Below are 23,697 nucleotides of genomic sequence, written 5' to 3' on the forward strand. Positions count from 1 at the left end.
AAAGTTTCTTCACGCAGTGCTGCATGCGGTTCACCGGAACCTGTGCAGGGTCTCACAGGGAGTCATGCACAGGTTCTCAGCGCCCCACCACCGACCAGCCGGCCTTCTGGTTGCTCTTGTCGTTCTCGTACTCCCAAGCCGTGCCGCAGCGGTCGCACACATAGCGGGTGATGGTCACTTCACCGTGGTCGCGGTCTTCCTTGCGGTTGCCGCGCTGCACCAGTTCGGCGTGGCCGGGCGCCTTGCGCCAGTTGCGCTGGATGCCCTGGCAGGGCTCGCACAGCGCCATGGGTTTGAGTTCGTTCTGTCGTGCCAGGTCTTTGGTCATGGGGGGAGCCCTGGGGGCTGGTGTGTTGGGGGTGGGCCTGGCTTGCAGCCAGCAGGGCGGCTACTGTAAGGCACCGGCGCAAGGCACCGGAGTTTGCGAGCAGGCTCAGGCCATTGTGCTGACATCGCGCAGGCGCTGGTGCAGCGCGTTGCCCTCGTCCACCGGCAGCTGGTTCTTGGCCTGCAGGTAGTGGTGGGTGAACACATCCAGGTAAGCCTCCAGCGTCTGCGCCGCGCGGGTCTCGCCGGCCAGTTCGAGGCACAGGGCTGCCACCTCGCAGGTGCACAGGTGGTCATCGCGCAGGGTGTGGCGCAGGCGGTAGCGTGAGCGTTGCCCGGGCTGCAGGCGGAGCACGGGCAGGCGATCCAGATAGGGGCTTTTGCGAAACATGCGGCGCGCCTCGGGCCAGGTGCCGTCCAGCAAGATGAACAGCGGGCGCTTGCCGGTGGTGCCGCGCGGGGCGTCGGTGTCAGCGTTGCGGGGCAGGGCCTCCACCATGCGCTCGGGCGCCACGCCTTCACCCGGAAACACCACCACCGGCTGCCACTGGGGATCGGCCAGCAGGGCCAGCAGATCCGGGTGCACCGCGGTGCGCGCCCAGCCGAAGGCAAAGGTGTCGGCCACCACATCGGCGATCAGCCAGCCGGTGTTGCTGGGCTTGAGCGCCTCGACATCGCCCATCAGCAGGCACACACCCGCGCGCGTGGGCACGGCCGGGCGCAGCGCGCACAGGCAGTGGCTGGGCAGCAGGCGGCAACCAGGGCAGCGCTCGCCACGCGGGCCGCCACGCGCCAGAAAAGGCTTGGAGCTGCGCGCCAGGCGCTCGGCGCGCTGGCGGGCGACGGCATGGGGTGGTGCGGGCACGCAAGACATGCTCAACGCCCGCCCGCGCATTCCAGCGCGAACAGCGGCACTTCGCAGCGGTGGCTCAGCCACACGCCGCCGCCGATCTCGGCAAACCCTTCCTGCAGGCCGCGCCGGTACAGCTCGGCCCGGTGGCGAAACAGGCGCGGGTCAGTCAGATCGTCGTCGATGATGTCGCGCTCGTAGTCTTCGCGCGTGACGGCTTCGACATACAGCGCGCCCCGGCTCAGCTGGCCCAGATTGCGCAGGGCCAGTTTCAGGTCGGATGGGTTCAGGTAGGGCAGCACGCCCTGGCAGATCACCAGATCGAAGGGCTCGGCCGGACGGCCGGCCACGTCGGGCGCCTGGTAATCCACCACCGAGCCGCGCTCCCAGCCAAAGCGGCCGCACAGGTATTCGCTGAACTCCACGCCGTGGTAGCTGGCCTCGGGAAAATGCCGCGCCAGCGCCGCGCGCCACAGGCCGATGCCGCAGCCCACATCGAGCACCCGCTGCACCGGCACGCGCAGGTATTGCAGGTAACTGCAGACAAAGGCGCCCAGCCGCTCGGCGTGCTCGGGGTCGATCACGCTGGTTTTCTTGTCGTAGTAGTAGCGCTGGTAGTACGCCTCGTCGAACCATTCATCACTTGCAGATTTCACTCGCCACTCCTTCGGCCATGGGACGCACTACACCTGCGTACCCGTATGCCGGAGCAGGCAGTGCCGACTACCGTATGCGCCCAAGTATCGCGCAGCGGGTGGAGGCACGGCTGGCGCCGGGCCATTGCCGCCGGGCGGTGCACAGGGCTGGCGACAGAAAGCTCACGGCTTGGACACCCTGAAGCCAACGCCGCAGTCTCTGCACAGGGTGTGGGCAACCCCTAATCGACCGACGCACCCGACGCCTTCACCGCGGCGCCCCACTGCTTTATTTCGCGGGCAATGAAGTGATCAAACTCGGCGCCCGTGGTGGGTGCGGGCTCTGAACCCCGATCCCGGATGAAGCGCGCCAGCGGCTCGCCACGCAACAGATCCACCACCTCGCGGTTCAGGCGCTGGATGATCTCGGGCGGTGTGCCCTTGGGCGCCATCAAGCCCAGCCAGCCCACGGCCTCGAAGTCCTTGAACTCGGGCACGCCACTCTCGCGCACTGTGGGCACTTCGGGCATTTGCGACGAGCGCTGCGCCGATGTCACGGCCAGCGGGACCGCGCGCTTGCTCTGAATATGCGGCAGCGCGGCCGTGACCGAATCCACCATGAGCGGCACCTGCTCGCCCAGAAAATCCGCCTGCGCCGGGCCGCTGCCCCGGTAGGGAATGTGGGTGATGAACACGCCAGCGCGCGACTTCATCATCTCGCCCGACAGATGCTGTGTGCCCCCAATGCCTGCGCTGGCATAGTTGAGGCGGCCCGGCGCCTTGCGCGCCTGCTCCACCAGCTGCTTCATCGACGTGATGCCCGCGCCCGGCGTGGCCAGAAAGATCAGTGGCACCTTGGCAATCAGCGAAATGCCCACCAGGTCTTTGGTGGGATCGAACGACACCTTCTTGTAGAGCGTCTGGTTCACCGCCATCGCGCTGCCCGCTACCAGCAGCGTGTAGCCATCGGGGGTCGAGCGCACCACGAACTCGCTGCCGATGTTGCTGCCCGCCCCGGCCTTGTTTTCGACCACCACGCTCTGCCCCAGGCGCTGGCCCAGTTGCTCGGCCAGCGCGCGCGCAAAGATATCGGTGGCCTGCCCGGTCGGGAATGGAACGATCAGCTTGATGGGCTTGTCAGGCCAAGCCGCATGGGCCTGCGACGCGCAGCCCAGGGCGAGGCCGGCGGCCACGGAAAGTACAAGACGGCGATGCAGCATGGGGCGTGTCTCCTTGGGTTTTTTGTGACGGTGTGCAGCCCCGCAATGCGAAGCCGATGCCTGCGGCTTGCTGGGCCTGCCCACCCATTCTGCCGCGACCACATCCCCATGAAGCATTCACCGTGCTTGCGCGCTCCACTCTGCCCGCCCGAGGTCATGGTGGCACTCGATACGGCCAGTTTTTTCCGGCGGGAGCCTCAGCGCAGGTGCACGCCGCCATTGGAAAAATCCCTGCGAATGTGGGCGTCAAGCGCGCACCCATTTCGATGCCCCATCCTCGTGGCGTAAAAACCCCGACGGATCGGCAACCACGCAGGTGATGCAAAAGTGCGTGGCAGCGCCTGGCAGGCGACGCCCATGGCCGCACATCACACCACCTGCAGATACCGCCCCGCCAGCTCTTTCTGCGCGGCGGCATCCACGCCCAGCACCTCCACCAGATACGCCTGCACGCCACCAAAGTCGTTGTCCACCGAGTGCAGCGCCGCATCCAGAAACTCCTCCTGCACGCGCCACAGGACGCGCAGCACTTCTTCGGGGGCGTGGCTGCCCATGCCGGGCGGGCGCTGGTAGAGCGCGTTGGTGAGCAGGTAGTCGTGCATGACCACATCGCGCGGCACGCCCAGGGCGAGCAGGATGAGGGCGGCGGCAAAGCCGGTGCGGTCCTTGCCGGCGGTGCAGTGGAAGACTGTAGGCGCGTCGCTGGCCAGCAGCAGGCGAAACAGCGCTGCAAAACGCGGGGCGTTGTCGTGCACGAAGCCGCGATACGTCTCCTGCATCAGCGCCACGGCGTCTTGCGCAGTGAGCTGGCGGCCAGCGCGTTGCAGCTCCAGGGCACGCTGCACCACGGTGGGTTCGATGGCCAGCGGGTGCCGTGCCACGCCAGGCAGGGCGTAGGCATGGGCCGCGCTTTCGGCCTGGCCGCGAAAATCCACCGCGCGGGCCACGCCCAGCCCGGCCAGCAGGGCCTGGTCTTGCGGTGTGAGGGCCGCCAGGTGGTCCGAGCGGAAAAGGCGGCGCCACTTCACCGGCTGCCCGCCGTGGCCGGTGTAGCCGCCCAGGTCGCGGAAATTGCTGGCGCCCGTTAACGGCAGGGAGCGTGTGGGGCTGCTGGAAAGTGTGGAAGCTTGCTGCTGCATGGCCAGGGTTTGGAGTGCGTGGACGGGAGGTGGGTCCAGCTTAGCCCATGCGGGTGACAGTGTATGGCCCGCTCTGTCACCACCTCCTGCCCCTCAGCCCAGGTGATTGCCCAGGATGCCCGCCAGCTCGAACATGCCCGCGCTGTCCTTGCCGAATACGGCGCGCAGCTTGTCGTCGGCGACGATGGTGCGCTTGTCCTTGGGGTCCTGCAGGTTGTGGGCCTTGATGTATTCCCACATCTTCTTCACGGCCTCGGGCCGGGCCACGGGCTCGGCGCCGATCACGGCGGCCAGGGCAGCGCTGGGCGCCTTGCCTGCGGCGGCCTTGCGCGGTGCCTTGGCGGCGGCGGTCTTGGTGGCCGCAGCTTTCTTGGCGGGCGCCTTTTTGGCTGCGACGGTTTTGCCTGCGGCACCTGCGGTTTTGGTCGCGTAGGCGCCAGCGGCGGACTTGCGTGGCGGGAACTTGGATGGCGCAAACTCGAAGTTGACCTTGCCCGCCTCCTTGTCCCACGCCAGGTGGGCCTTGAAGGCGCGGCGCGTGCGCATGCTCACGAACTTGTCGAGCAGGTCGGTCTTGCCGGTCTCCAGCAGCTTGGTCATCTGCTCGCGCTCCACGGGCTGTTGCAGGATGATCTTGCCGCTCTTGAAGGTGCAGCTCGGCGTGGGCTGGGCGGCGGTGGGCACGGCCTTGCTGCACACGTAGTTGCTGCCGTGCTCGTGCACTTCAGACCCACAGATGGGGCAGGTGCCCAGCGATGCGTCTTCAAATTCCACCAGCTCGCCGGATTCCTCGGCATTCTTGTCGTCGCCAAAATCGAATTCGAGCTTGTAGTTGTGCGCCTCGTCGTCGTACTTGATGACGATCTCGGACGTGAACGGCCAGCCCGCCTTGGAGCGGAAGCCCTCCAGCGGGCCGATCTTCCTGTCGCGCAGCAGCTGCTCGGCCTCGGCCGTCTCGAAGGTGCGCCCGGCGGGCGACTTGCCGAAGCTGAAGCCGCAGCCCTCGGCGCCGGGCTTGCCCACGCAGGCGTAGCGGCGGTAGTTTTCCTTCACTACACCGCCGCAGTTGGGGCAGGGCGATTCGAGCGTGGCGTAGTCGCCAGGGATGGTGTCGCGGTCGTATTCCTTGGCCTTCTTGACCATGCGCTCGGTCATGGCGGCGATCTCCTGCATAAAGGCTTCGCGGCTCAACTGCCCCTTTTCCATCTGCGAGAGCTTGTATTCCCACTCGCCCGTGAGTTCGGCGCGGCACAGCTCCTCCACCTCCAACCCGCGCAGCAGCGTCATGAGCTGGAAGGCCTTGGCCGTGGGGATGATCTCGCGGCCTTCGCGCAGCATGTATTTTTCGGTCAGCAGCCCTTCGATGATGGCCGCGCGCGTGGCCGGGGTGCCCAGGCCTTTTTCCTGCATGGCAGAGCGCAGTTCTTCGTCGTCGATCTGCTTGCCGGCGCTTTCCATGGCGCCGAGCAGCGTGGCTTCGGAGTAGCGTGCGGGCGGCTTGGTCTTGAGGCCCTTGGGGTCCACCTGCAGGGTGTTGACCTTCTCGCCGGGCTGCACAGCCACGAGGTTCTGGCCCTTGTCGCCGTCCTTGCCGCCTTCCACTTCGTCGGCCGCTTCCTTGCCGTAGATGGCCAGCCAGCCCGGCTTGACCAGCACCTTGCCTTCGGTCTTGAAGCTGTGCGGGGCCACGGTGGAAATACGCGTGGTGACGGTGTACTCGGCGCTCGGGAAGAACACCGCCATGAAACGGCGCACGACCAGGTCGTACAGCTTTTGCTCGGCTTCGCTCAGGCCACTGGGTGCCTGCAGCGTGGGGATGATGGCAAAGTGATCGCTCACCTTGCTGTTGTCGAAGATGCGCCTGGACGGGCGGATGTAGTTGTTGTTCAGCGCCGTGAGCGCGTGCGGCGCCAGGTGGCGCATGCCGCTGTCGGCCAGCATCTCGAAGGTCTGCTTTGCCACCGGCAAATAGTCTTCGGGCAGCGCGCGCGAGTCGGTACGCGGGTAGGTCAGGGCCTTGTGGCGTTCGTACAGGCTTTGCGCCAGGGCCAGCGTGGTCTTGGCGCTGAAGCCGAACTTGCCGTTGGCCTCGCGCTGCAGGCTGGTCAAATCGAACAGCAGGGGCGATGCCTGGGTGGTGGGCTTGCTCTCTTCGGTGACGGTGGCCTGCTGGCCGCGCACGGCGTTGGCAATGGCCTGTGCTTCGGCGGCAGACCACACGCGGTCGGCCTTGGCCTCGGCATCCTCGCCCTTCTTCCACTTCGGGTCGAACCACTTGGCGGGGTACTCGCCCGCCTGGGCGCCAAAGGTGGCGTGGATTTCCCAGTAGTCGCGGCTGATGAATTTGCGGATTTTTTCCTCGCGCTCCACCACCAGCGACAGCGTGGGCGTCTGCACCCGGCCCACGGTGGTCAAAAAGAACCCGCCGTCGCGCGAGTTGAACGCCGTCATGGCGCGCGTGCCGTTGATGCCCACCAGCCAGTCGGCCTCGGAGCGGCTGCGCGCGGCGCTGGCCAGGCCGGCCATCTGCTGCTCGGTGCGCAGGGCGCTGAAACCGTCGCGGATGGCCTGGGGCGTCATGGACTGCAGCCACAGGCGCTTGACGGGCTTGCCCAGCGGCTTGCTGCCACCGGCGTACTGCTCGATCAGGCGGAAGATCAGCTCGCCCTCGCGGCCCGCGTCGCAGGCGTTGATGAGTTCGGTCACATCCTTGCGCTTGGCCTGCTTGACCACCGCGTTCAGGCGGCTCTTGGTCTTGTCCACGGGCTTCAGATCGAAATACGGCGGGATCACGGGCAGGTGCGCAAAGCTCCATTTGCCGCGCTTCACGTCGAACTGCTCGGGCGCCTGGATCTCCACCAGGTGGCCCACGGCGCTGGTGACTACATAGCGGTCGTTCTCGAAGTGGTCTTCGTGCTTGTCGAACTTGCCGGCCACGGGCGTCAGTGCGCGCACGATGTCTTGCGCGACGGAGGGTTTTTCTGCAATTACCAGGGTCTTGGTCATTTGGGGGCTCTCGCCTGTCATTTGGCTTGCCCGGCTTGCGGGCGCTTCTACAATTCGGCTCTCACGCGCATGCACGCGCACGCACATGTGTGTGCACCATCAAGTTAACAGAGTTTTTGCCATGCCCCGCTCCGCATCGCCCGCCGCCCCCACTGTTGCACCAGGCCGCCGCATCCAGACCCGGCGCTCGGGCGTGCATGGCAAGGGCGTGTTTGCCGTGCAGGACATTGCCGAGGGCGAGGTGCTGGTGGAGTACACCGGCGAGGTCATCGGCTGGCAGGAGGCACAGGACCGCCACCCGCACGACCCCCTGCAACCCAACCACACGTTCTACTTCCATGTGGATGAAGACCATGTGATCGACGCCAAGTTCGGCGGCAATTCGTCGCGCTGGATCAACCACAGCTGCAACCCCAACTGCTACGCCGACGAGCGGGACGGCCGCATTTTCATCACCGCGCTGCGCAATATCAAGGCCGGCGAAGAGCTGAACTACGACTACGGCCTGATCATCGAAGAGCGCTACACCCCGAAGCTCAAGGCCGAATACCCCTGCTGGTGCGGCAGCCCCAACTGCCGGGGCACGCTGCTGGCGCCCAAACGCGGCTGGGCACCACCGGTGCCGCTGCCACCGTCGAGGCCGTCCTCCTCTAAAGCTAGCAAGACCGCAGAGGCGCCTCGGAAGGCCAAGCCGCGAGGCCGCAGCCAGTGAGCGCCACATCCCCCATCCGCTGGCCCGCCGAGGCCATCTGGGAGGCGGTGTCGCCACTGCTGCCGGGCTTCACCGTCGAGGTGCTGCCCACCATCGACTCCACCAACACTGAATTGATGCGCCGCGCCCGCGCCGGCCAGTGCGAACCCACCCTGCTGGTGGCCGAGCAGCAGACGGCAGGGCGCGGGCGGCTGGGACGGGTGTGGCAGAGCGACGTGGGGGCTTCACTCATGATGTCCCTGGGACTCCCGCTGGCACCGGCCGACTGGTCGGGCCTGTCGCTGGCCGTGGGGGTGAGCGTGGCCGAAAGCCTGCAGCCCGTGCCGCCGCCCCCGGGGGTGGAGCAGCCGGCACGCGTGGGCCTCAAGTGGCCCAACGACCTGTGGCTGGGGGGTGGCAGCGGTATGGCGGGCGACCGCAAGCTCGGCGGCATCCTGGTGGAGACGGCAAGTTTCGTCGCGCCCCAGGAGGCCGCAGCGGCCCGCCCCGCCAGCGCCCGTTATGTGGTGGTGGGCATCGGCATCAACGTGCTGCCGCGCAGCCCCGAGGGCCTGAGCATGGCGCCCGGCAGCCTGCAGGAGGTGGAGCCGGGGCTGGATGCCCCCACCGCGCTGCTGCGCATCGTGCCCCCGCTGGTGGCCATGCTGCAGTCGTTCGAAGGCTATGGCTTCGCGCCCATGCAGGCCCGGTTTGCCTCCCGCGACGTGCTGCAGGGCCGCGCCGTGACGCTCAGCGACGGGCAGGCCGGAATGGCCCATGGCGTGGCCGAAGATGGCGCACTGCTGGTGCACACCGCGCAGGGCATGCAGGCCATCACCAGCTCTGAAATCAGCGTACGGCCCGCGGCCGCGCGCCCCGCCTGAAAGACCTGCCCCATGCTGCGTCTTGCCGCCATCGTCCTGCTGCTGGCCAATGCCGGCTATTACGCCTGGTCGCAGGGCTGGCTGCGCACCTGGGGGCTGGCGCCGGTCGAACAGTCCGAGCCCCACCGCCTGGCGCAGCAGATCCGCCCCGAGACGCTGCGCATACTGCCGGCCCGCGACACCGCCCCGGTGGCAGCCCCCGTGGCCAGCGAGGCCCCTGCCGAGGCCGCCACGGTGTGCCTGCAGGCCGGTGTGCTGAACACGCGCCAGGCCGACGCCGTGCGCAGCGCCGCCGCCGGCCTGCCGCAAGGCAGCTGGAGCCTGGAACCCATCACCATTGCCGGGCGCTGGATGGTGTACATGGGCCGCTTTGCCGACGACGAGGCGCTGGAAAAGAAGCGCGCCGAGCTGCGCGCCCGCAAGCTGCCCTTTGACCGCCCTGGCAACCCTGCCCTGGAGCCGGGCCTGTCGCTGGGCCGCTTTGCCACCGAAGAAGCCGCCCAGCGGGCGCTGGCCACACTCAACGGCCAGGGCGTGCGCACCGCCAAAGTAGTGGCGGAACGGGCCGAGGCCCAGGGCTTCACGCTGCGCCTGCCCGCCCTGGACAGCGCCACGCACGCGCAGGCCGAAACACAGCTGCGCCAGGCCCTGGGCGACAAGACGCTGCGCACCTGCCCCTGAGGAAATTGAAAAAACGGCTGCAGCGCTCTACAGCAGAGCGCTACATGCTTCCATTCCAACGGCAAGCCACTGCCTGCACCCGGGCGGGCTCAACCCTGCGGGGCATCGGCGTCTGGCGAGCGCGCGGCAAAGCGCACCGTGAACCGCGCGCCCGGCGGTTGCTGGCCCGGGTGGGCATCTTCCAGCAGCACCTCGGCTGCATGCTGGCGCGCGATCTCCAGCACGATGGGCAAGCCCAGGCCCGAGCCGTCGGCCTCGCTGCCCAGCGCCCGGTAAAAGGGCTGGAAGACCAGCTCGCGCTCGGACTCGGGCACGCCGGGGCCCGAGTCTTCCACCTGCAGCAGCAGCACATGGCCAAAGGTGTCGGCCAGCACGCGGGCGGTGACCACGCCGGGCCTGTCGGGGGTGGAGGGGGTGTAGTTGATGGCGTTGTCCACCAGGTTGCGCACCAGCTCCTTGAGCAAGGTGGGGTTGCCGTCCACCCAGATGCCGGGAGCGCCCGGCTGGGCGCCGTCGTAGCCCAGGTCGATCTGCTTGTCGAGCGCGCGCGGCACCGAGTCGCGCACCACCTCGATGGTCAGGCGGGCCAGGTCGCAGGGCACACGGGCAATGCCCGCGCCGCTGCCCTCGGCGCGCGCCAGCGCCAGCAGCTGGTTGACGGTGTGCGTGGCGCGGATGCTGGAGCGGCCAATCTGCTGCAGCGAGCGCTTGAGCTCTTCGGTGCTGGTGCCCTCGCGCTGGGCCAGGTCAGCCTGCATGCGCAGCCCCGCCAGCGGGGTCTTGAGCTGGTGGGCGGCGTCGGCCAGAAAGCGCTTTTGCGTGGCCAGCGAGTCGCCCAGGCGCGTGAGCAGGTCGTTGACGGATGACACCAGCGGCGCCACCTCCAGCGGCACGGTGCGGTCGTCCAGCGGCGAGAGGTCGTCAGGGCTGCGCTCGCGGATGCGCTGCTCCAGCTGGTTCAGCGGCTGGATGCCACGCGCCAGCGCCAGCCACACCAGCAGCACCGCCAGCGGCAGGATGACGAACTGCGGCAGCATCACGCCCTTGATGATTTCGGTGGCCAGCACGCTGCGCTTTTCGCGCGTTTCGGCCACCTGCACCAGGGCCAGCGGCGCATCGGGCAGCGGCAGGCGCACCCAGATGTAGGCCACGCGGATCTCCACGCCGCGCAATTCGGCGTCGCGCAGGCGCACGTCGCCGGGCGCGGGGCGGTCGTCGTCTTCGGGTTGCGGCAGGTCGCGTTCGCCCGAGAGCAGCTTGCGCCCGGGGCCCATCACCTGGTAGTAAACGATGTCGGAATCGTCGGCGCGCAGGATCTCGCTGGCCGGCTGGGGCAGGTTGAACTGCACCTTGCTGTGCTGCACCGTCACCAGCTGCGCCAGCGCATGGGCGTTGTATTCGAGCGCACGGTCAAACGGCTTGTTGGCCAGGCCCTGCGCCACCAGCCAGGTCAGCGCCAGGCTCACGGGCCACAGCAGCAGCAGCGGCGTGAGCATCCAGTCGAGGATTTCGCCGAACAGGGAGCGCTGCTCGCGCTGGAAGATTTTCAAGGTTTCAAGCCTTTTTGGCCTCTGGCGCTTATCCAATAAGCGCCAAAAGCTATTATTTTTGCTTCAAACTTGGACACCGCACTCACCCACAGCCGGTGCAACTGGCGCGGCCCAGGCCAGTGCACCCGTGGAACTGGCTTTGCCAGGCCACCGGGTGCGTCCCCCTCCCGAAGGAGAGGGGGAAGGCGCGAAGCGACTCAGGGAGTGCATCCTTATCCAGGAATCTTTTCCAGGCAGTAGCCCAGCCCGCGCACCGTGGCAATGCGGATCGGGCCTTTCTCGATCTTCTTGCGCAGGCGGTGGATGTAGACCTCGATGGCGTTGTTGCTCACCTCCTCGCCCCACTCGCACAGGCGCTCCACCAGCTGCTCCTTGCTCACCAGGCGGCCGGCACGCTGCAGCAGCACTTCGAGCAGGCCCAGCTCGCGCGCCGACAGCTCGACCATCTTGCCGTCGATGGTGGCCACGCGGCCGGCCTGGTCGTACACCAGGGGCCCGTGCTTGATGGCGCTGCTGGTGCCGCTCATGCCCCGGCGCGTGAGGGCGCGCACGCGGGCTTCGAGCTCCTGCAGGCTGAACGGCTTGGCCATGTAGTCGTCGGCGCCGTAGTCCAGCCCCTTCACGCGCTCGTCCACGCTGTCGGCGGCGGTGAGGATGAGCACCGGCAGGGCCGAGCCCCGGCTGCGCAGGCGCTTGAGCACCTCCAGGCCGTGCATCCTGGGCAGGCCCAGGTCGAGGATGAGCAGGTCGAACTCGTTGTTGGTCATGAGCGCGGCATCGGCCTCGCTGCCGCTGGCCACATGGTCCACCACGGCGCCCGATCCGCGCAGCGTGCGCAGCAGGCCATCGGCCAGCACCTGGTCGTCTTCGGCAATGAGGATGCGCATGCGGGGTCTCCTGGTGGGGGGCAGCGGTCTGGCGCCGCGCCTGTGCCACGATTTTAGGCGGCGCAGCCCCGCAAATGCTGCGCACTTTGCCGGGAGAACGCGGCGGTGGCGCGCTGCCCCCCCCGGCCACCGCTGCCTTTCAGCGCGGATCGGTGGCCAGCAGCTTGTGCACCAGGGCCTGCAGGTCGGCCTGCAGGCGGGCCATGCCCTCGGGGTGCTGCGCCAGCGTGTGCTCGTCCATGTAGAGCTTGCGATTGATCTCGACCTGGATGCTGTGGCGCTGCTGCGCCGGGTTGCCGTAGCGGCGCACCAGCTCCACGCCTTTGTACGGGTGGTTGTAGTCCACGCTGTAGCCGCAGCCGCGCAGGTGCTCGCAGATCAGCGCCGACAGCGCCGGGCTGGCCGTGCTGCCGTCGCGGTCACCCACCACGAAGTCGGCATGCACGAGGCCCGGGAATTCCGTGGCGAAACGCCCGGCCACCGCGGGCATGGAGTGGCAGTTGAGGTGGATGCTGTAGCCGTGGCGCGCATGGGCCGCGTCGATGGCCGCGCCCACCGCCGCGTGGTACGGACGCCAGCAGCGGTCGATGCGTGCGCGCACCTCGGCCACGGACAGCAGGCGCTGGTAGATGGGCTCGCCGTCGTCGGTGAACTTCCAGACCAGGCCCTTGCCCAGGCGCACCTTGCTGAGCACCCGGGGGTCGGTGGAGAGGGGGTCGGTCCATTCACCATCGAGCAGCGTGGTGTCCAGTTCGGTGGTGTCGCGGTTGGCATCGAGGTAGATGCGGGGGAAATGGGCCTCGATCCAGGCCACGCCGAGCGCGGGGGCAAAGGCGTAGATCTTCTCGACATGCGTGTCTTCCGCGCGGCGCAGCGTGGCCAGGTCGAGTGCAGCGCCAAAGTCGGCGGGGTACTGGGTGCCGCTGTGCGGGGAATCGAGCACCAGCGGCGTCGTGCCGGGCTGGTACGACACCATGCGCGCGGGCGGCGTTGCGCCACCGGGCGAGCCCGTGGCACCGGGCTGGGCTTGCTGGAAGCGGTGGTTGATCAGTTTCAAGGCTGCATGCATAGGCAGAGTGTGCTTAAGGGGGGGCGGCCGGCCGCGCCGCCCGGACCCGACAGACCCCATGGTTATTCCGGTGCCTGTCCGGCTGTGGCCGTCGGGCCCGCAGGCCCGTGCTGCGATCAGTCGAGGCTGACCTTGGCGAATGCCGCCACGCCCTTCATCTTGTCGATTTCGCGGGCGATCTGGGCCGTGAAGGCCTTGGGCGTCGTGCCCGAGGGGTACAGCCCCTGCGCGGCCAGCCGCTCACGCACGGCGGGCTCCTGCAGGGCCTGGGCCACGGCCTGCTGGATGCGATCCACCGCCGCCGACGGCGTGCCGGCCGGCGCCACCAGGCCAAACCACGACGGATCGTTGTTGGCGGCATGGCCCAGTTCGCCGTAGGTAGGCACATCGGGCAGCACATCCAGCCGCTGGGGCCACGAAACGGCCAGCGCCTTGACCTTGCCGGCCTTCACGTGCGGCAGCGACGAAGCCACCTGGTCAAAGTACACCGCCACCTGGCCCGCCAGCACATCGTTGATGGCCGGGCCCGCGCCACGGTAGGGGATGTGCACCATCGAGGTGCCTGTGCTGCTCTTGAACAGCTCGCCCCACATGTGGCCGATGGTGCCGTTGCCCGGCGTGGCATACGACACCTTGCCAGGGTTGGCCTTGAGGTATTTCACCAGGTCGGCAAAGTCCTTGACGGGCAGCGCCTTGGGGTTGACCACGATGACGCCCGGGGCCTTGACGATTTCGGTCACGCCCACGAAATCCCTGGTGGGGTGGTAGGGCAGCTTGCTGTACACGGCGGGGTTCACGCCATGGGTGGACAGCGTGGCCACGCCGATGGTGAGGCCGTCTGCCGGGGCGCGGGCCACTTCCGCCATGCCGATGGAGCCGCCTGCACCACCGCGGTTTTCCAGCACCACGGGCTGCTTGAGGATGCGGGCCATGGCGTCCTGCAACGTGCGTGCCGTGATGTCGGTGGCGCCCCCGGGCGGAAAGGGGACGATCATGCGCAATGGCTTGCCCTCCTGGGCAAAAGACATTCCAGGCGCTAAAGATACGGTTGCCAATGTGGCCAGCAGGTGACGGCGTTGCATAGCTTGTTTCTCCTTTGAGATGCACCGAGGTTAACGAAAGGGATGCCATTGACCAAGCAATGGATATGCCTGATAACATTCCAATCTGGAATGTTTTGAGTACCCACCACCATGTCGCTGCGCCGCCTCGCGCCCCCGCTGCACCTGCTGCGCGCGTTCTCCACCGTGGCGCGGTTCGGCGGCGTCTCGCGCGCCGCCGAGGCGCTGCACCTCACGCAGAGCGCCGTCAGCAAGCAGGTCAAGGACCTGGAGACCTGGGTGGGCGTGCCGCTGTTCGAGCGCACCCGCAAGCGCCTGGCCCTCACCCCTGCCGGCGAACGCTACGAGAAGGCCGTGCAGGCCGTGCTGCTGCAACTCGAAGCCGCCACGCTGGAGCTCATCACCAGCGACGACGGCGGCGGCGCGCTGCACCTGTCGAGCCTGCCCACCTTTGGCGCCAAGTGGCTCATTCCACGGCTGCCGCAGTTCCAGCAACAGCATCCGCAGGTCACGCTGCATTTCGTGCCCTATGTGCACAGCTACAACTTCGAGCGGCCCGAGCTCGACTGCGCCATTTTGTTTGGCGATGGCCACTGGCCCGGCGCCCACGCCCACTACATCACGGGCAACGACGTGGCGCTGATCGCCCCGCGCACCAAGGTGGCCGACTGGCCCATCCATGCCCCGCGCGATGTGGCGCGCCACACCCTGTTGCGCCATGTGACCGTGCCCGAGGCCTGGCTGCGCTGGAGCGAGACGCACGGCGTGCCGGGCGCCATCGACCCGCTGGCCGGCCCGCAGTTCGACCAGTTCCAGACCATGATCCGCGCCGTGATGGCCGGCATGGGCCTGGCCCTGGTGCCGCGCTGCCTGGTGCAGGACGAAATCACCGCCGGCCTGGTGCGCGAGCCGCTGGCCGATTCCGCCCAGCGCGGCGGCTACCAGAGCGATGTGGGCTACTGGCTCTGCTACCCCGAAGGGCGCACGCAGCTGCATGCGCTGCAGTGCTTTCGGCAATGGCTGCTGGCCTGCGCCGCGCCGGTGGGTGCTCAGGCGCCGGTGTCGCCGCCCGCGTAGGCCTCCAGCCCAATGGCCACCACGGTGGCCACGTCGTTGCCCACCTCGGCGCGAAACTCCGCCTCCGCCTGCGCCACCGCGTCCCGGAACGCCTGCAGCCAGGCCAGACCCGTGGGTGTGAAGCACACGCGGCGCGCGCGTGCGTCCAGCGGATCGGCTGCGCGCGTGACCAGCCCCCAGGCCTCGCACTGGTCCACCAGGTGGGCCATGGCCTGCTTGGTCATGCCCGCGCGCTGGGCCAGGTCGGTCAGGCGGTCGCCCGACAGCGCAAGGTGCCGGGTGATGTGCACATGGGCAGCGGTCACCTGGTCGCGTGCCGCCAGGTTGGACAGGGCCAGCGGCACCTCGACATTGCGCGCCATGAGCTGCAGCACCCGGGCATCGAAGCGGCGCAGCGCGCTGCCCATGAGGCGCCCGAGGTGGGTCTGGCGCCAGCGGTCGTCTGGCCCCTGGGAAGGCACAGGGGAAGCGGCGGCAGGGGAAAAATCACTCATGCCAAATTGTCAGGCAAACTGACCAAAAATTGCTTTGTTTTGATTTCACAGCGCGCATAAACTACTGTTCAAGCATCCAGCCTGTGATTAACCGCAGAGCGATGCCAGCATCCAACCTGTTGTTTTTCAAGGAGTTTCTCATGGACGTCGCAGTCAAAGGCACCAACCCCGCATTGCCCGCAAACGCCGAAAAGGCCAAGGCCCTGGCCGCCGCGCTCGCCCAGATCGAGAAGCAATTTGGCAAGGGCACCATCATGCGCCTGGGCGAGGGCGAGGTGATCGAGGACATCCAGGTGGTCTCCACCGGCTCGCTGGGCCTGGACATTGCCCTGGGCGTGGGCGGCCTGCCGCGCGGCCGCGTGGTCGAGATCTACGGCCCGGAATCGTCGGGCAAGACCACGCTCACGCTGCAGGTGATTGCCGAGATGCAAAAGCAGGGCGGCACCTGCGCGTTTGTGGATGCCGAGCACGCCCTCGATGTGCAATACGCCCAGAAGCTGGGTGTGCAGCTGTCCGACCTGCTGATCAGCCAGCCCGACACCGGCGAGCAGGCGCTCGAAATCGTGGACAGCCTGGTGCGCTCGGGCGCCGTGGACCTGATCGTGGTCGACTCCGTCGCCGCCCTCACCCCCAAGGCCGAAATCGAAGGCGAAATGGGCGACAGCCTGCCCGGCCTGCAGGCCCGCCTGATGAGCCAGGCGCTGCGCAAGCTGACCTCCACCATCAAGAAGACCAACTGCATGGTCATCTTCATCAACCAGATCCGCATGAAGATCGGCGTGATGTTCGGCTCGCCCGAAACCACCACCGGCGGCAATGCGCTCAAGTTCTACGCCTCGGTGCGCCTGGATATCCGCCGCACCGGCACCATCAAGAAGGGCGACGACGCCATCGGCAACGAAACCAAGGTGAAGGTGGTCAAGAACAAGGTGAGCCCGCCCTTCAAGACGGCCGAGTTCGACATCCTGTTCGGCGAAGGCATCAGCCGCGAGGGCGAGATCATCGACATGGGCGTGAACGCCAAGATCGTCGAGAAGGCCGGCGCCTGGTATGCCTACAACGGCGAAAAGATCGGCCAGGGCCGCGACAACGCCCGCGAGTTCCTGCGCGAGAACCCCGACCTGGCCCGCGAGATCGAGAACAAGGTGCGCGAGAGCCTGGGCATCGCGCTGCTGCCTGCCGCCCTGCAAGCCGCACCCGCCGGCAAGCCCGCCAAGGGCGAGAAGGAAGACAAGTAAGCAAGGCAAGCAGCTGGCGCTTGTCCGATAAGCGCCAGTAGCCATCCATAGCAGAGCATCACCGCCATGGGCTTTGGCACCCTTTCCCTCAAGGGCCGCGCACTGCGGCTGCTGGCCCAGCGCGAGCATTCGCGCGCCGAGCTGGCCACCAAGCTGGCGCGCCATGTGCAAGAGGGCGATGACCTGAACGCCGTGCTCGACGAGTTGCAGGCCAAGGATTTCATCAACGCCGCGCGCGTGGCCGAATCGCTGGTGCACCGCCGCGCCGCGCGGCTGGGCACGCAGCGCCTGGTGCACGAGCTGCGCGGCAAGGGGCTCGACGATGATCTGGTGCGCGCCACGGCCGAACGCCTGCGCGCCACCGAACAGGAGCGCGCCCAGGCCGTCTGGCGCCAGCGCTTTGGCCGCGTGGCCACCGATGCGCAGGAGCGGGCGCGGCAGATGCGCTTTCTGGCCGCGCGCGGTTTTGCGGGCGATGTGGTGCGCCGCGTGGTGCAGTGCGGCAGCCCGGACGAAGAAGTGGAGTGAAAGCGCGGGAGAGGTTGCGGCAATCCTCCGTGGCCGGCTTCACCGCAGAATTGAAACCAGAAAAGCCGAAAGCACCTTGCCGATAAGCGCCGCCAGCTCTTCAATAATGCGCAAATCCGTCGCCGAATCTGCCCATCCGCTGTGCAACGCTCCGCAGCCGCGGGGCCTGCCGGCTCACAGACCCAGCATCAACTGCAGGTTTTGCACCGCCGCACCGCTGGCACCCTTGCCCAGGTTGTCGAGGCGGGCCACCAGCACCGCGTGGCGATAAGTTTCATTGGCGAACACGCGCAGCTCCAGCCGGTTGGTGTCGTTGAGCGCGGTGGGTTCGAGCTTGCCGTCTTCGGTGGGCGGCAGAACGCTCACCCATTGCGCAGGCGTGTTGCTTTGCGCGTAGTGCGCCGCCAGCGCGTCGTGCAGATCGGCCGCCTTGGGCTGGCCCGGCAGCAGATCCAGGTGCAGGGGCAGTTGCACCAGCATGCCCTGGCGGAAGTTGCCAACAGCGGGCACAAAAATGGGCCGGCGTGTCAGCCCGGTGTATTTCAGGATCTCCGGCAGGTGCTTGTGCGACAGGCCCAGCGCATACAGCTCGAACGGCGCCGCCTGGCCCTGCTCATAGGCTTCGATCATGGTGCGGCCGCCGCCCGAGTAGCCACTGACCGAGGGCAGCGCAAGCGGAAAGTCCTTCGGCACCAGGCCTGCATCGACCAGCGGGCGCAGCAAGGCAATGGCACCGGTGGCATAGCAGCCGGGGTTGGAGACGCGCAGCGCCTCGCGCACGGCCTGCGCCTGGCCCGCGGCCAGCTCGGGGAAACCAAACACCCAGCCGGGCGCAGTGCGGTGCGCGGTGCTGGCGTCGATCACCTTGACCTGGCGGCCGGTGGTCTTTTCGATGTCATCGACCATGGCCACGGTCTCGCGTGCGGCATCGTCGTGCAGGCACAGCACCACCAGATCGACACCCGCAATCAGGTCGCGCTTGGCAGCGGGGTCCTTGCGCAACGCAGGGGCAATGCTCACCAGCTCGACCTGCGGCATGGCCTGCAGGCGCTCGCGGATCTGCAGGCCCGTGGTGCCGGCTTCGCCATCAATAAAGATTCTGGACATCGGAAAGCTCCTGCAAGGGGGTGATTGCGCGCTGACCCACCCCTGTAAGCTTGGCACAAGGGATGGTGCATTGCAGCATGATACAGTCGCCGGCTGCCATGTCCCCGCCCGCGGCCAGACAATAGTCCATGGTAAACGGGTAAATACCACCCTTCCCTGAGAGAGACCTCATGAAGATTCACGAATACCAAGGCAAGGAAATCTTGCGCAATTTTGGTGTGCCCGTTCCGCGTGGCATTCCCGCATTCACGGTGCAAGAAGCCGTTGAAGCAGCCCAGAAGCTCGGCGGCCCCGTGTGGGTGGTCAAGGCCCAGATCCACGCCGGTGGCCGTGGCAAGGGCGGCGGCGTGAAGGTTGCCAAGACCATCGACGACGTCAAGCGCCTCGCTGGCGACATCCTGGGCATGCAGCTCAAGACGCACCAGACCGGCCCCGAAGGCCAGAAGGTCCGCCGCCTGTACATCGAAGACGGCGCCGACATCAAGAACGAACTGTATGTGTCGCTGGTGACCGACCGCGCCACGCAGAAGGTGGCCCTGATCGCTTCGTCCGAGGGCGGCATGGACATCGAGGAAGTGGCCCACTCCACGCCCGAGAAGATCATCACCGAGATGATCGATCCCCTGACCGGCATCACCGCCGAGCAGAGCAAGAAGGTGGCAGCCGCCATCGGCCTGACCGGCGCCTCCATCGACCAGGCCGTGGACATCTTCGCCAAGATCTACAAGTGCTACATGGACACCGACGCGTCGCTGGTGGAAATCAACCCGCTGAACTGCGACTCCAAGGGCAACCTGATGGCCCTGGACGCCAAGTTCAACTTTGACGCCAACGCCCTGTTCCGCCACCCCGAAATCGTGGCCTTCCGCGATCTGGACGAAGAAGATCCGGCCGAAGTGGAAGCCTCCAAGTTCGACCTGGCCTACATCAGCCTGGACGGCAACATCGGCTGCCTGGTGAACGGCGCCGGCCTGGCCATGGCCACCATGGACACCATCAAGCTGTTCGGCGGCGAGCCTGCCAACTTCCTGGACGTGGGCGGCGGCGCTACCCCCGAGAAGGTCACCGAAGCCTTCAAGATCATGCTCAAGAACCCCAAGGTCGAGGGCATCCTGGTCAACATCTTCGGCGGCATCATGAAGTGCGACACCATCGCCACCGGCGTGATCACCGCCTGCAAGGCCGTGAACCTGAACGTACCGCTGGTCGTGCGCATGAAGGGCACGAACGAAGAGCTGGGCAAGAAGATGCTGGCCGAAAGCGGCCTGCCCATCATCGCTGCAGACACCATGGCCGAAGCTGCGACCAAGATCGTTGCTGCCGTGTCCAAATAATTTTGCGGGACAGACCGCAGGCCGCGCAGCGGACAAGCTCTGTCCCCAACTGAATAGGTAACTCTCATGTCGATCTACATCAACAAAGACACCAAGGTCATCACCCAGGGCATCACGGGCAAGACTGGCCAGTTCCACACCGAAAAGTGCCAGGAATACGCGAACGGCAAGAACGCCTTCGTGGCCGGCGTGAACCCCAAGAAGGCCGGCGAGTCGATCTTCAACATCCCGATCTACGCCTCCGTCAAGGAAGCCGCGCAGCAGACCGGCGCCACCGTGTCGGTGATCTACGTGCCGCCCGCAGGCGCCGCCGACGCCATCTGGGAAGCCGTCGAAGCCGACCTGGACATGGCGATTTGCATCACCGAAGGCATTCCGGTCAAGGACATGCTGATGGTGCGCAACAAGATGAAAGCCAAGGAAGCCGCTGGCGGCAAGAAGACCCTGCTGCTGGGTCCCAACTGCCCCGGCCTGATCACGCCCGACGAGATCAAGATCGGCATCATGCCCGGCCACATCCACCGCAAGGGCCGCATCGGCGTCGTGAGCCGCTCGGGCACGCTGACGTACGAAGCCGTGGCCATGCTGACCGAAGTCGGCCTGGGCCAGTCGAGCGCCGTGGGCATTGGTGGCGACCCCATCAATGGCTTGAAGCACATCGACGTGATGAAGGCTTTCAACGACGATCCGGACACCGACGCCGTCATCATGATTGGCGAAATCGGCGGTCCCGATGAAGCCGAAGCCGCCCAGTGGTGCAAGGCCAACATGAAGAAGCCTATCGTGGGCTTCATCGCTGGCGTGACCGCCCCTCCCGGCAAGCGCATGGGCCATGCCGGCGCGCTGATCTCCGGTGGCGCCGACACGGCCGATGCCAAGCTCGCCATCATGGAAGAGTCGGGTTTCATCATCACCCGCAACCCGTCGGAACTGGGCAAGCTGCTCAAGGCCCAGCTGAAGTAATTCTCGTAAGCAGAATTACGGACGACCCGGGCGCCCTCGCCCGATAAACTGGCTGCTCCAAAAAAACAGAAGCGCCCGAAACCAAGGTTTCGGGCGCTTCTTGCATTCATAACAATGGAGTGAAGTCATGGAATTTCTGCACAGTGCCGATTTCTGGATCGGTCTCATCAAGATCGTCTGGATCAACATCATCCTGTCCGGTGACAACGCGGTTGTCATTGCACTGGCCGCGCGCTCCCTGCCGCCGCACCAACAGCGCAAGGCGGTTTTCTGGGGCTCCGGCGCGGCCGTGGTGTTGCGCATCGTGCTGACAGTGGTGGCTGCCAAGCTGCTGGAGCTGTCGTTCCTGCAGATCGTGGGCGGCTGCCTGCTGCTGTGGATCGGCCTGCAACTGCTCAGCGACGACGGCGACGAGGAGGGCGAATCCAAGTCCCACGGCAACCTCATGGCCGCCGTGCGCACCATCCTGATTGCCGACCTGGTGATGAGCCTGGACAACGTGATTGCCGTGGCCGCCGCCGCCCATGGCAACCTGGTGCTGCTGGTGCTGGGCCTGGCCATCAGCATTCCGCTGGTGATCTTTGGCAGCACGCTGATGATCAAGCTGATGGAACGCTTTCCGGTCATCGTGGTCCTGGGTGCGGCCCTGATCGGCTGGGTGGGCGGCGAAACCATTGTCAGCGACGCCTCATTGCACGACTTTGCAGTGGCACACCCGGCCCTGCACTACGTGGCCGCCGCACTGGGCGCCACGTTCGTGGTGGGCATCGGAAAATTCTGGCCACGTCTCCGGCGTGCCGCGTCCTCACAGTAACCAAGACGGCATGGGTTGTGACAAAAATGACACACCCATGACACACCCATGACACCCCGCTCCCCGCCTCGGCGGAAAAAAGGGCCGGCATGGAGCGCCGCCCCTGCCAACCAGGGCAGATGACCCCTTGGCGATGCCCAGGCCGACGCGGGCGCAGAAATTGCTTTTAACCCGTGCCCCACCGTACGACCGAGAGCCGTTGTTGATCATGCAAAGCCATCGCCATCCATGAACCCAGGCATGGTCCCGATTCCTGCCGCCATGGCACGGCCAGACAAAGCACTCGTCTATGATGCGAAGCACGATGCCAATGGGCCAGACATGGCAGATTTCCAGACACCGGCGCTGGAACTTGCCACGCTCCGCAATTCGGGGCTTCCACCGAATTCGGCTGCCTGACGACGCACGCGGCAACCTCCATGACCTATGAATTTTTTGCCCGCACCGACTGCGGACGGGTGCGCAACAACAACGAAGATGCGGTGGCCATCGACCGTGATGCGCGCATCACAATTCTGGCGGACGGCATGGGCGGCTACAACGCGGGTGAAGTGGCCAGCGCCATGGCCACCACCTTCATTCGCACGGAGATGGCGCGCTGGCTGGCCCAGGCCGGCAAGAATGCACCGGCTGCCGATGTACGCAGGGCGCTTGAGATCTGCGTTGAAAACGCCAACCATGCCGTGCTGGGCGCATCCCTTTCCAACCCCCTTTATGCAGGCATGGGCACCACGCTGGTCGTGGGTGTTTTTCGGGATGCCCGGCTCATCCTGGGGCACATCGGCGACTCGCGCTGTTACCGCCTGCGCGGCGGCGTTTTGCAGCAAATCACGCGCGACCACTCGTGGCTGCAGGAACAGGTGGACGCCGGCTTGCTCACGCCCCAGCAGGCCGCCGCATCCAGCAGCCGCAACCTCGTCACGCGTGCGCTGGGCGTAGAACCCCACGTGCAGATGGAAGTGAACGAGTTCCAGGTGGCCCCGGACGATTTGTTCCTCATGTGCTCGGACGGCCTGACCGACATGGTTTCCGATGCCGACCTGGCGGAAATGGTGCGCGCACCCCTGTCACTCGAAGAAAAAGCCACGCTGCTCATCGACACCGCCAATGCCCATGGAGGGCGCGACAACATCAGCGTGCTGCTCGTGCACATGGCGGCAGGCGGCAAAAAACGAGGTTTCATGTCCCGGTTGATCAGGACCGCATGATGCCGCTCAACCCCCCAATACCCCAACACCGCAGGAGTGGATCATGCCCAGAATGATCGTTTCGATCGACAGCGTCGTCATCAAGGACGTCGAATTGACCAAGGAGCGGACCACGCTGGGTCGGCGCCCCTACAACGATATCGTGATCGACAACCTGGCCGTCAGCGGCGAGCACGCCGTCATCCACATGGCCGATGGCGGCGTGGAAATTGAAGACCTGGGCAGCACCAACGGCACCTATGTCAACGCCAAGTCCGTCAAGCGCCAGGAACTGCGCAACGGTGACGTCATTGAAGTCGGCAAATACAAGATCCGCTTCCTCCAGGAGGCCGAGGGCGAAAATTTCGAAAAAACCATGCTCTTCAAGCCAGGCATGGTGCCACCGCTTGCGGCAGCCTCCCGCGCTGCAACAGCGCCCACTCCGCCTGCAGCCAAGCAGCCTGCGGCGATCATCCGGGTGATGTCGGGCGCGGCGGCCGGGCGCGAGGTGATCCTGCAGAAAGTGGTCACCACCATCGGCAAGCCCGGCGTGGCCGTGGCCTCCATCACCAAGCGCCACCAGGGCCATGTGCTGGCGCATGTCGAAGGCCCCGACATGCCCCTGGTCAACGGTGCCGCCATCGGCGCTACCCCCCTGCCCCTCAAGCACGGCGACCGGATCACACTCGCAGGCACGGAAATGCAGTTCGAGCTGGCGTGATGCTTCGGGCGTGTGGCTGGCTTGCCATCCCTGCGCCCCTATTCGCTTGGAATGCAGACCGGGCGGTTGAGCGCATCACAACCCAGAGTAAGGCGGTGGCCTGAAAGTTCGCGAGTTGGGCTGCTCGGGCGCCATTGCCCAGCGCAGCCTGCACCTGGCACCCCACACCCTGGCGCAACTGCAAACCGGCAAACCGTGCCCCCTCTACATCACGCACACCAAGCCGTCCGAGAC

Annotated in this window: 23 protein-coding genes; 11 read left to right on the plus strand and 12 right to left on the minus strand. The window is 66.5% G+C overall.

Annotated elements, in window-relative coordinates; all coding sequences use genetic code 11:
• Nucleotides 1-76: 76 nt before the first annotated feature.
• The 6 genes from K225_RS0105580 to K225_RS0105605 all read right to left on the minus strand — a co-directional run bounded on the left by K225_RS0105580 (nucleotide 77) and on the right by K225_RS0105605 (nucleotide 7,177).
• The gene (locus K225_RS0105580) at nucleotides 77-328 is read right to left on the minus strand and encodes a hypothetical protein (protein ID WP_026435493.1); all 252 of its coding nucleotides are present in this window, start codon (nucleotides 326-328) and stop codon (nucleotides 77-79) included.
• A 105-nt stretch (nucleotides 329-433) separates the two neighbouring features.
• On the minus strand, nucleotides 434-1,201 hold the full coding sequence (locus K225_RS0105585) for a tRNA-uridine aminocarboxypropyltransferase (RefSeq protein ID WP_034711856.1): 768 nt from the start codon (nucleotides 1,199-1,201) through the stop codon (nucleotides 434-436).
• Nucleotides 1,202-1,203: 2 nt separating this feature from the next.
• Nucleotides 1,204-1,833, minus strand: coding sequence for a trans-aconitate 2-methyltransferase (locus K225_RS0105590; RefSeq protein WP_026435495.1), 630 nt, complete (start codon nucleotides 1,831-1,833; stop codon nucleotides 1,204-1,206).
• A gap of 221 nt (nucleotides 1,834-2,054) precedes the next feature.
• Complete coding sequence (locus K225_RS0105595) at nucleotides 2,055-3,032, minus strand: tripartite tricarboxylate transporter substrate binding protein (RefSeq protein ID WP_026435496.1); 978 nt, start codon at nucleotides 3,030-3,032, stop codon at nucleotides 2,055-2,057.
• Nucleotides 3,033-3,400: 368 nt separating this feature from the next.
• Nucleotides 3,401-4,171, minus strand: a complete 771-nt coding sequence (locus K225_RS0105600) for a tyrosine-protein phosphatase (RefSeq protein ID WP_026435497.1) — start codon at nucleotides 4,169-4,171, stop codon at nucleotides 3,401-3,403.
• 93 nt (nucleotides 4,172-4,264) lie between these two features.
• Nucleotides 4,265-7,177: a DNA topoisomerase III gene (locus K225_RS0105605; RefSeq protein WP_026435498.1), complete on the minus strand. Its 2,913-nt coding sequence runs from the start codon at nucleotides 7,175-7,177 to the stop codon at nucleotides 4,265-4,267.
• A 121-nt stretch (nucleotides 7,178-7,298) separates the two neighbouring features.
• Here K225_RS0105605 and K225_RS0105610 point away from each other — a divergent pair, with 121 nt between their 5' ends.
• The 3 genes from K225_RS0105610 to K225_RS0105620 are packed head-to-tail and all read left to right on the plus strand — an operon-like array spanning nucleotide 7,299 to nucleotide 9,433.
• The gene (locus K225_RS0105610; RefSeq protein WP_026435499.1) at nucleotides 7,299-7,889 is read left to right on the plus strand and encodes an SET domain-containing protein; all 591 of its coding nucleotides are present in this window, start codon (nucleotides 7,299-7,301) and stop codon (nucleotides 7,887-7,889) included.
• On the plus strand, nucleotides 7,886-8,752 hold the full coding sequence (locus K225_RS0105615; RefSeq protein WP_026435500.1) for a biotin--[acetyl-CoA-carboxylase] ligase: 867 nt from the start codon (nucleotides 7,886-7,888) through the stop codon (nucleotides 8,750-8,752). Before K225_RS0105610 ends, K225_RS0105615 begins: the two co-directional genes overlap by 4 nt.
• Nucleotides 8,753-8,764: 12 nt before the next feature.
• Nucleotides 8,765-9,433 (plus strand): sporulation protein, encoded by a 669-nt coding sequence (locus K225_RS0105620; RefSeq protein ID WP_026435501.1) that lies wholly within the window; start codon nucleotides 8,765-8,767, stop codon nucleotides 9,431-9,433.
• Nucleotides 9,434-9,522: 89 nt separating this feature from the next.
• On the opposite strand, the gene K225_RS0105625 is transcribed toward K225_RS0105620, so the two are convergent.
• The 4 genes from K225_RS0105625 to K225_RS0105640 form a co-directional block, all read right to left on the minus strand.
• Nucleotides 9,523-10,983: a sensor histidine kinase gene (locus K225_RS0105625; RefSeq protein ID WP_026435502.1), complete on the minus strand. Its 1,461-nt coding sequence runs from the start codon at nucleotides 10,981-10,983 to the stop codon at nucleotides 9,523-9,525.
• Between the two features lie 212 nt (nucleotides 10,984-11,195).
• Complete coding sequence (locus K225_RS0105630) at nucleotides 11,196-11,870, minus strand: response regulator transcription factor (RefSeq protein WP_026435503.1); 675 nt, start codon at nucleotides 11,868-11,870, stop codon at nucleotides 11,196-11,198.
• Nucleotides 11,871-12,009: 139 nt separating this feature from the next.
• Nucleotides 12,010-12,939 (minus strand): N-formylglutamate amidohydrolase, encoded by a 930-nt coding sequence (locus K225_RS0105635; protein WP_026435504.1) that lies wholly within the window; start codon nucleotides 12,937-12,939, stop codon nucleotides 12,010-12,012.
• 116 nt (nucleotides 12,940-13,055) lie between these two features.
• Complete coding sequence (locus K225_RS0105640) at nucleotides 13,056-14,021, minus strand: tripartite tricarboxylate transporter substrate binding protein BugE (RefSeq protein WP_026435505.1); 966 nt, start codon at nucleotides 14,019-14,021, stop codon at nucleotides 13,056-13,058.
• Between the two features lie 111 nt (nucleotides 14,022-14,132).
• On the opposite strand from K225_RS0105640, the gene K225_RS0105645 reads away from it, so the two are divergent.
• Nucleotides 14,133-15,077 carry a LysR substrate-binding domain-containing protein gene (locus K225_RS0105645; protein WP_026435506.1) on the plus strand — a complete coding sequence of 315 codons (945 nt, stop codon included), beginning with the start codon at nucleotides 14,133-14,135 and terminating at the stop codon, nucleotides 15,075-15,077.
• Here K225_RS0105645 and K225_RS0105650 read toward each other — a convergent pair.
• A complete protein-coding gene (locus tag K225_RS0105650) occupies nucleotides 15,050-15,571 on the minus strand; it encodes a MarR family winged helix-turn-helix transcriptional regulator (RefSeq protein ID WP_051248725.1) in 522 nt (173 codons plus the stop codon). The genes K225_RS0105645 and K225_RS0105650 overlap by 28 nt on opposite strands.
• A 140-nt stretch (nucleotides 15,572-15,711) precedes the next feature.
• On the opposite strand from K225_RS0105650, the gene recA reads away from it, so the two are divergent.
• Nucleotides 15,712-16,809, plus strand: coding sequence for a recombinase RecA (gene recA, locus K225_RS0105655; RefSeq protein WP_026435508.1), 1,098 nt, complete (start codon nucleotides 15,712-15,714; stop codon nucleotides 16,807-16,809).
• 66 nt (nucleotides 16,810-16,875) lie between these two features.
• Nucleotides 16,876-17,337: a recombination regulator RecX gene (gene recX / locus K225_RS0105660; RefSeq protein WP_026435509.1), complete on the plus strand. Its 462-nt coding sequence runs from the start codon at nucleotides 16,876-16,878 to the stop codon at nucleotides 17,335-17,337.
• A gap of 174 nt (nucleotides 17,338-17,511) precedes the next feature.
• On the opposite strand, the gene argC is transcribed toward recX, so the two are convergent.
• Nucleotides 17,512-18,444 (minus strand): N-acetyl-gamma-glutamyl-phosphate reductase, encoded by a 933-nt coding sequence (gene argC, locus K225_RS0105665; RefSeq protein WP_026435510.1) that lies wholly within the window; start codon nucleotides 18,442-18,444, stop codon nucleotides 17,512-17,514.
• A gap of 170 nt (nucleotides 18,445-18,614) precedes the next feature.
• On the opposite strand from argC, the gene sucC reads away from it, so the two are divergent.
• The 5 genes from sucC (at nucleotide 18,615) to K225_RS0105695 (ending at nucleotide 23,463) form a co-directional block, all read left to right on the plus strand.
• Entirely contained in the window at nucleotides 18,615-19,778 is a 1,164-nt protein-coding gene (gene sucC, locus K225_RS0105675) for an ADP-forming succinate--CoA ligase subunit beta (protein WP_026435512.1), read from the plus strand.
• 66 nt (nucleotides 19,779-19,844) lie between these two features.
• Nucleotides 19,845-20,741 carry a succinate--CoA ligase subunit alpha gene (gene sucD, locus K225_RS0105680; RefSeq protein ID WP_026435513.1) on the plus strand — a complete coding sequence of 299 codons (897 nt, stop codon included), beginning with the start codon at nucleotides 19,845-19,847 and terminating at the stop codon, nucleotides 20,739-20,741.
• 127 nt (nucleotides 20,742-20,868) lie between these two features.
• The gene (locus tag K225_RS0105685) at nucleotides 20,869-21,555 is read left to right on the plus strand and encodes a TerC family protein (RefSeq protein WP_026435514.1); all 687 of its coding nucleotides are present in this window, start codon (nucleotides 20,869-20,871) and stop codon (nucleotides 21,553-21,555) included.
• A gap of 419 nt (nucleotides 21,556-21,974) precedes the next feature.
• Nucleotides 21,975-22,763 carry a Stp1/IreP family PP2C-type Ser/Thr phosphatase gene (locus K225_RS0105690; protein ID WP_026435515.1) on the plus strand — a complete coding sequence of 263 codons (789 nt, stop codon included), beginning with the start codon at nucleotides 21,975-21,977 and terminating at the stop codon, nucleotides 22,761-22,763.
• Between the two features lie 43 nt (nucleotides 22,764-22,806).
• A complete protein-coding gene (locus tag K225_RS0105695) occupies nucleotides 22,807-23,463 on the plus strand; it encodes an FHA domain-containing protein (protein ID WP_026435516.1) in 657 nt (218 codons plus the stop codon).
• Nucleotides 23,464-23,697: the final 234 nt, after the last annotated feature.

The sequence above is a fragment of the Acidovorax sp. JHL-9 genome, assembly GCF_000426205.1.
Classification (GTDB): domain Bacteria; phylum Pseudomonadota; class Gammaproteobacteria; order Burkholderiales; family Burkholderiaceae_C; genus Acidovorax; species Acidovorax soli.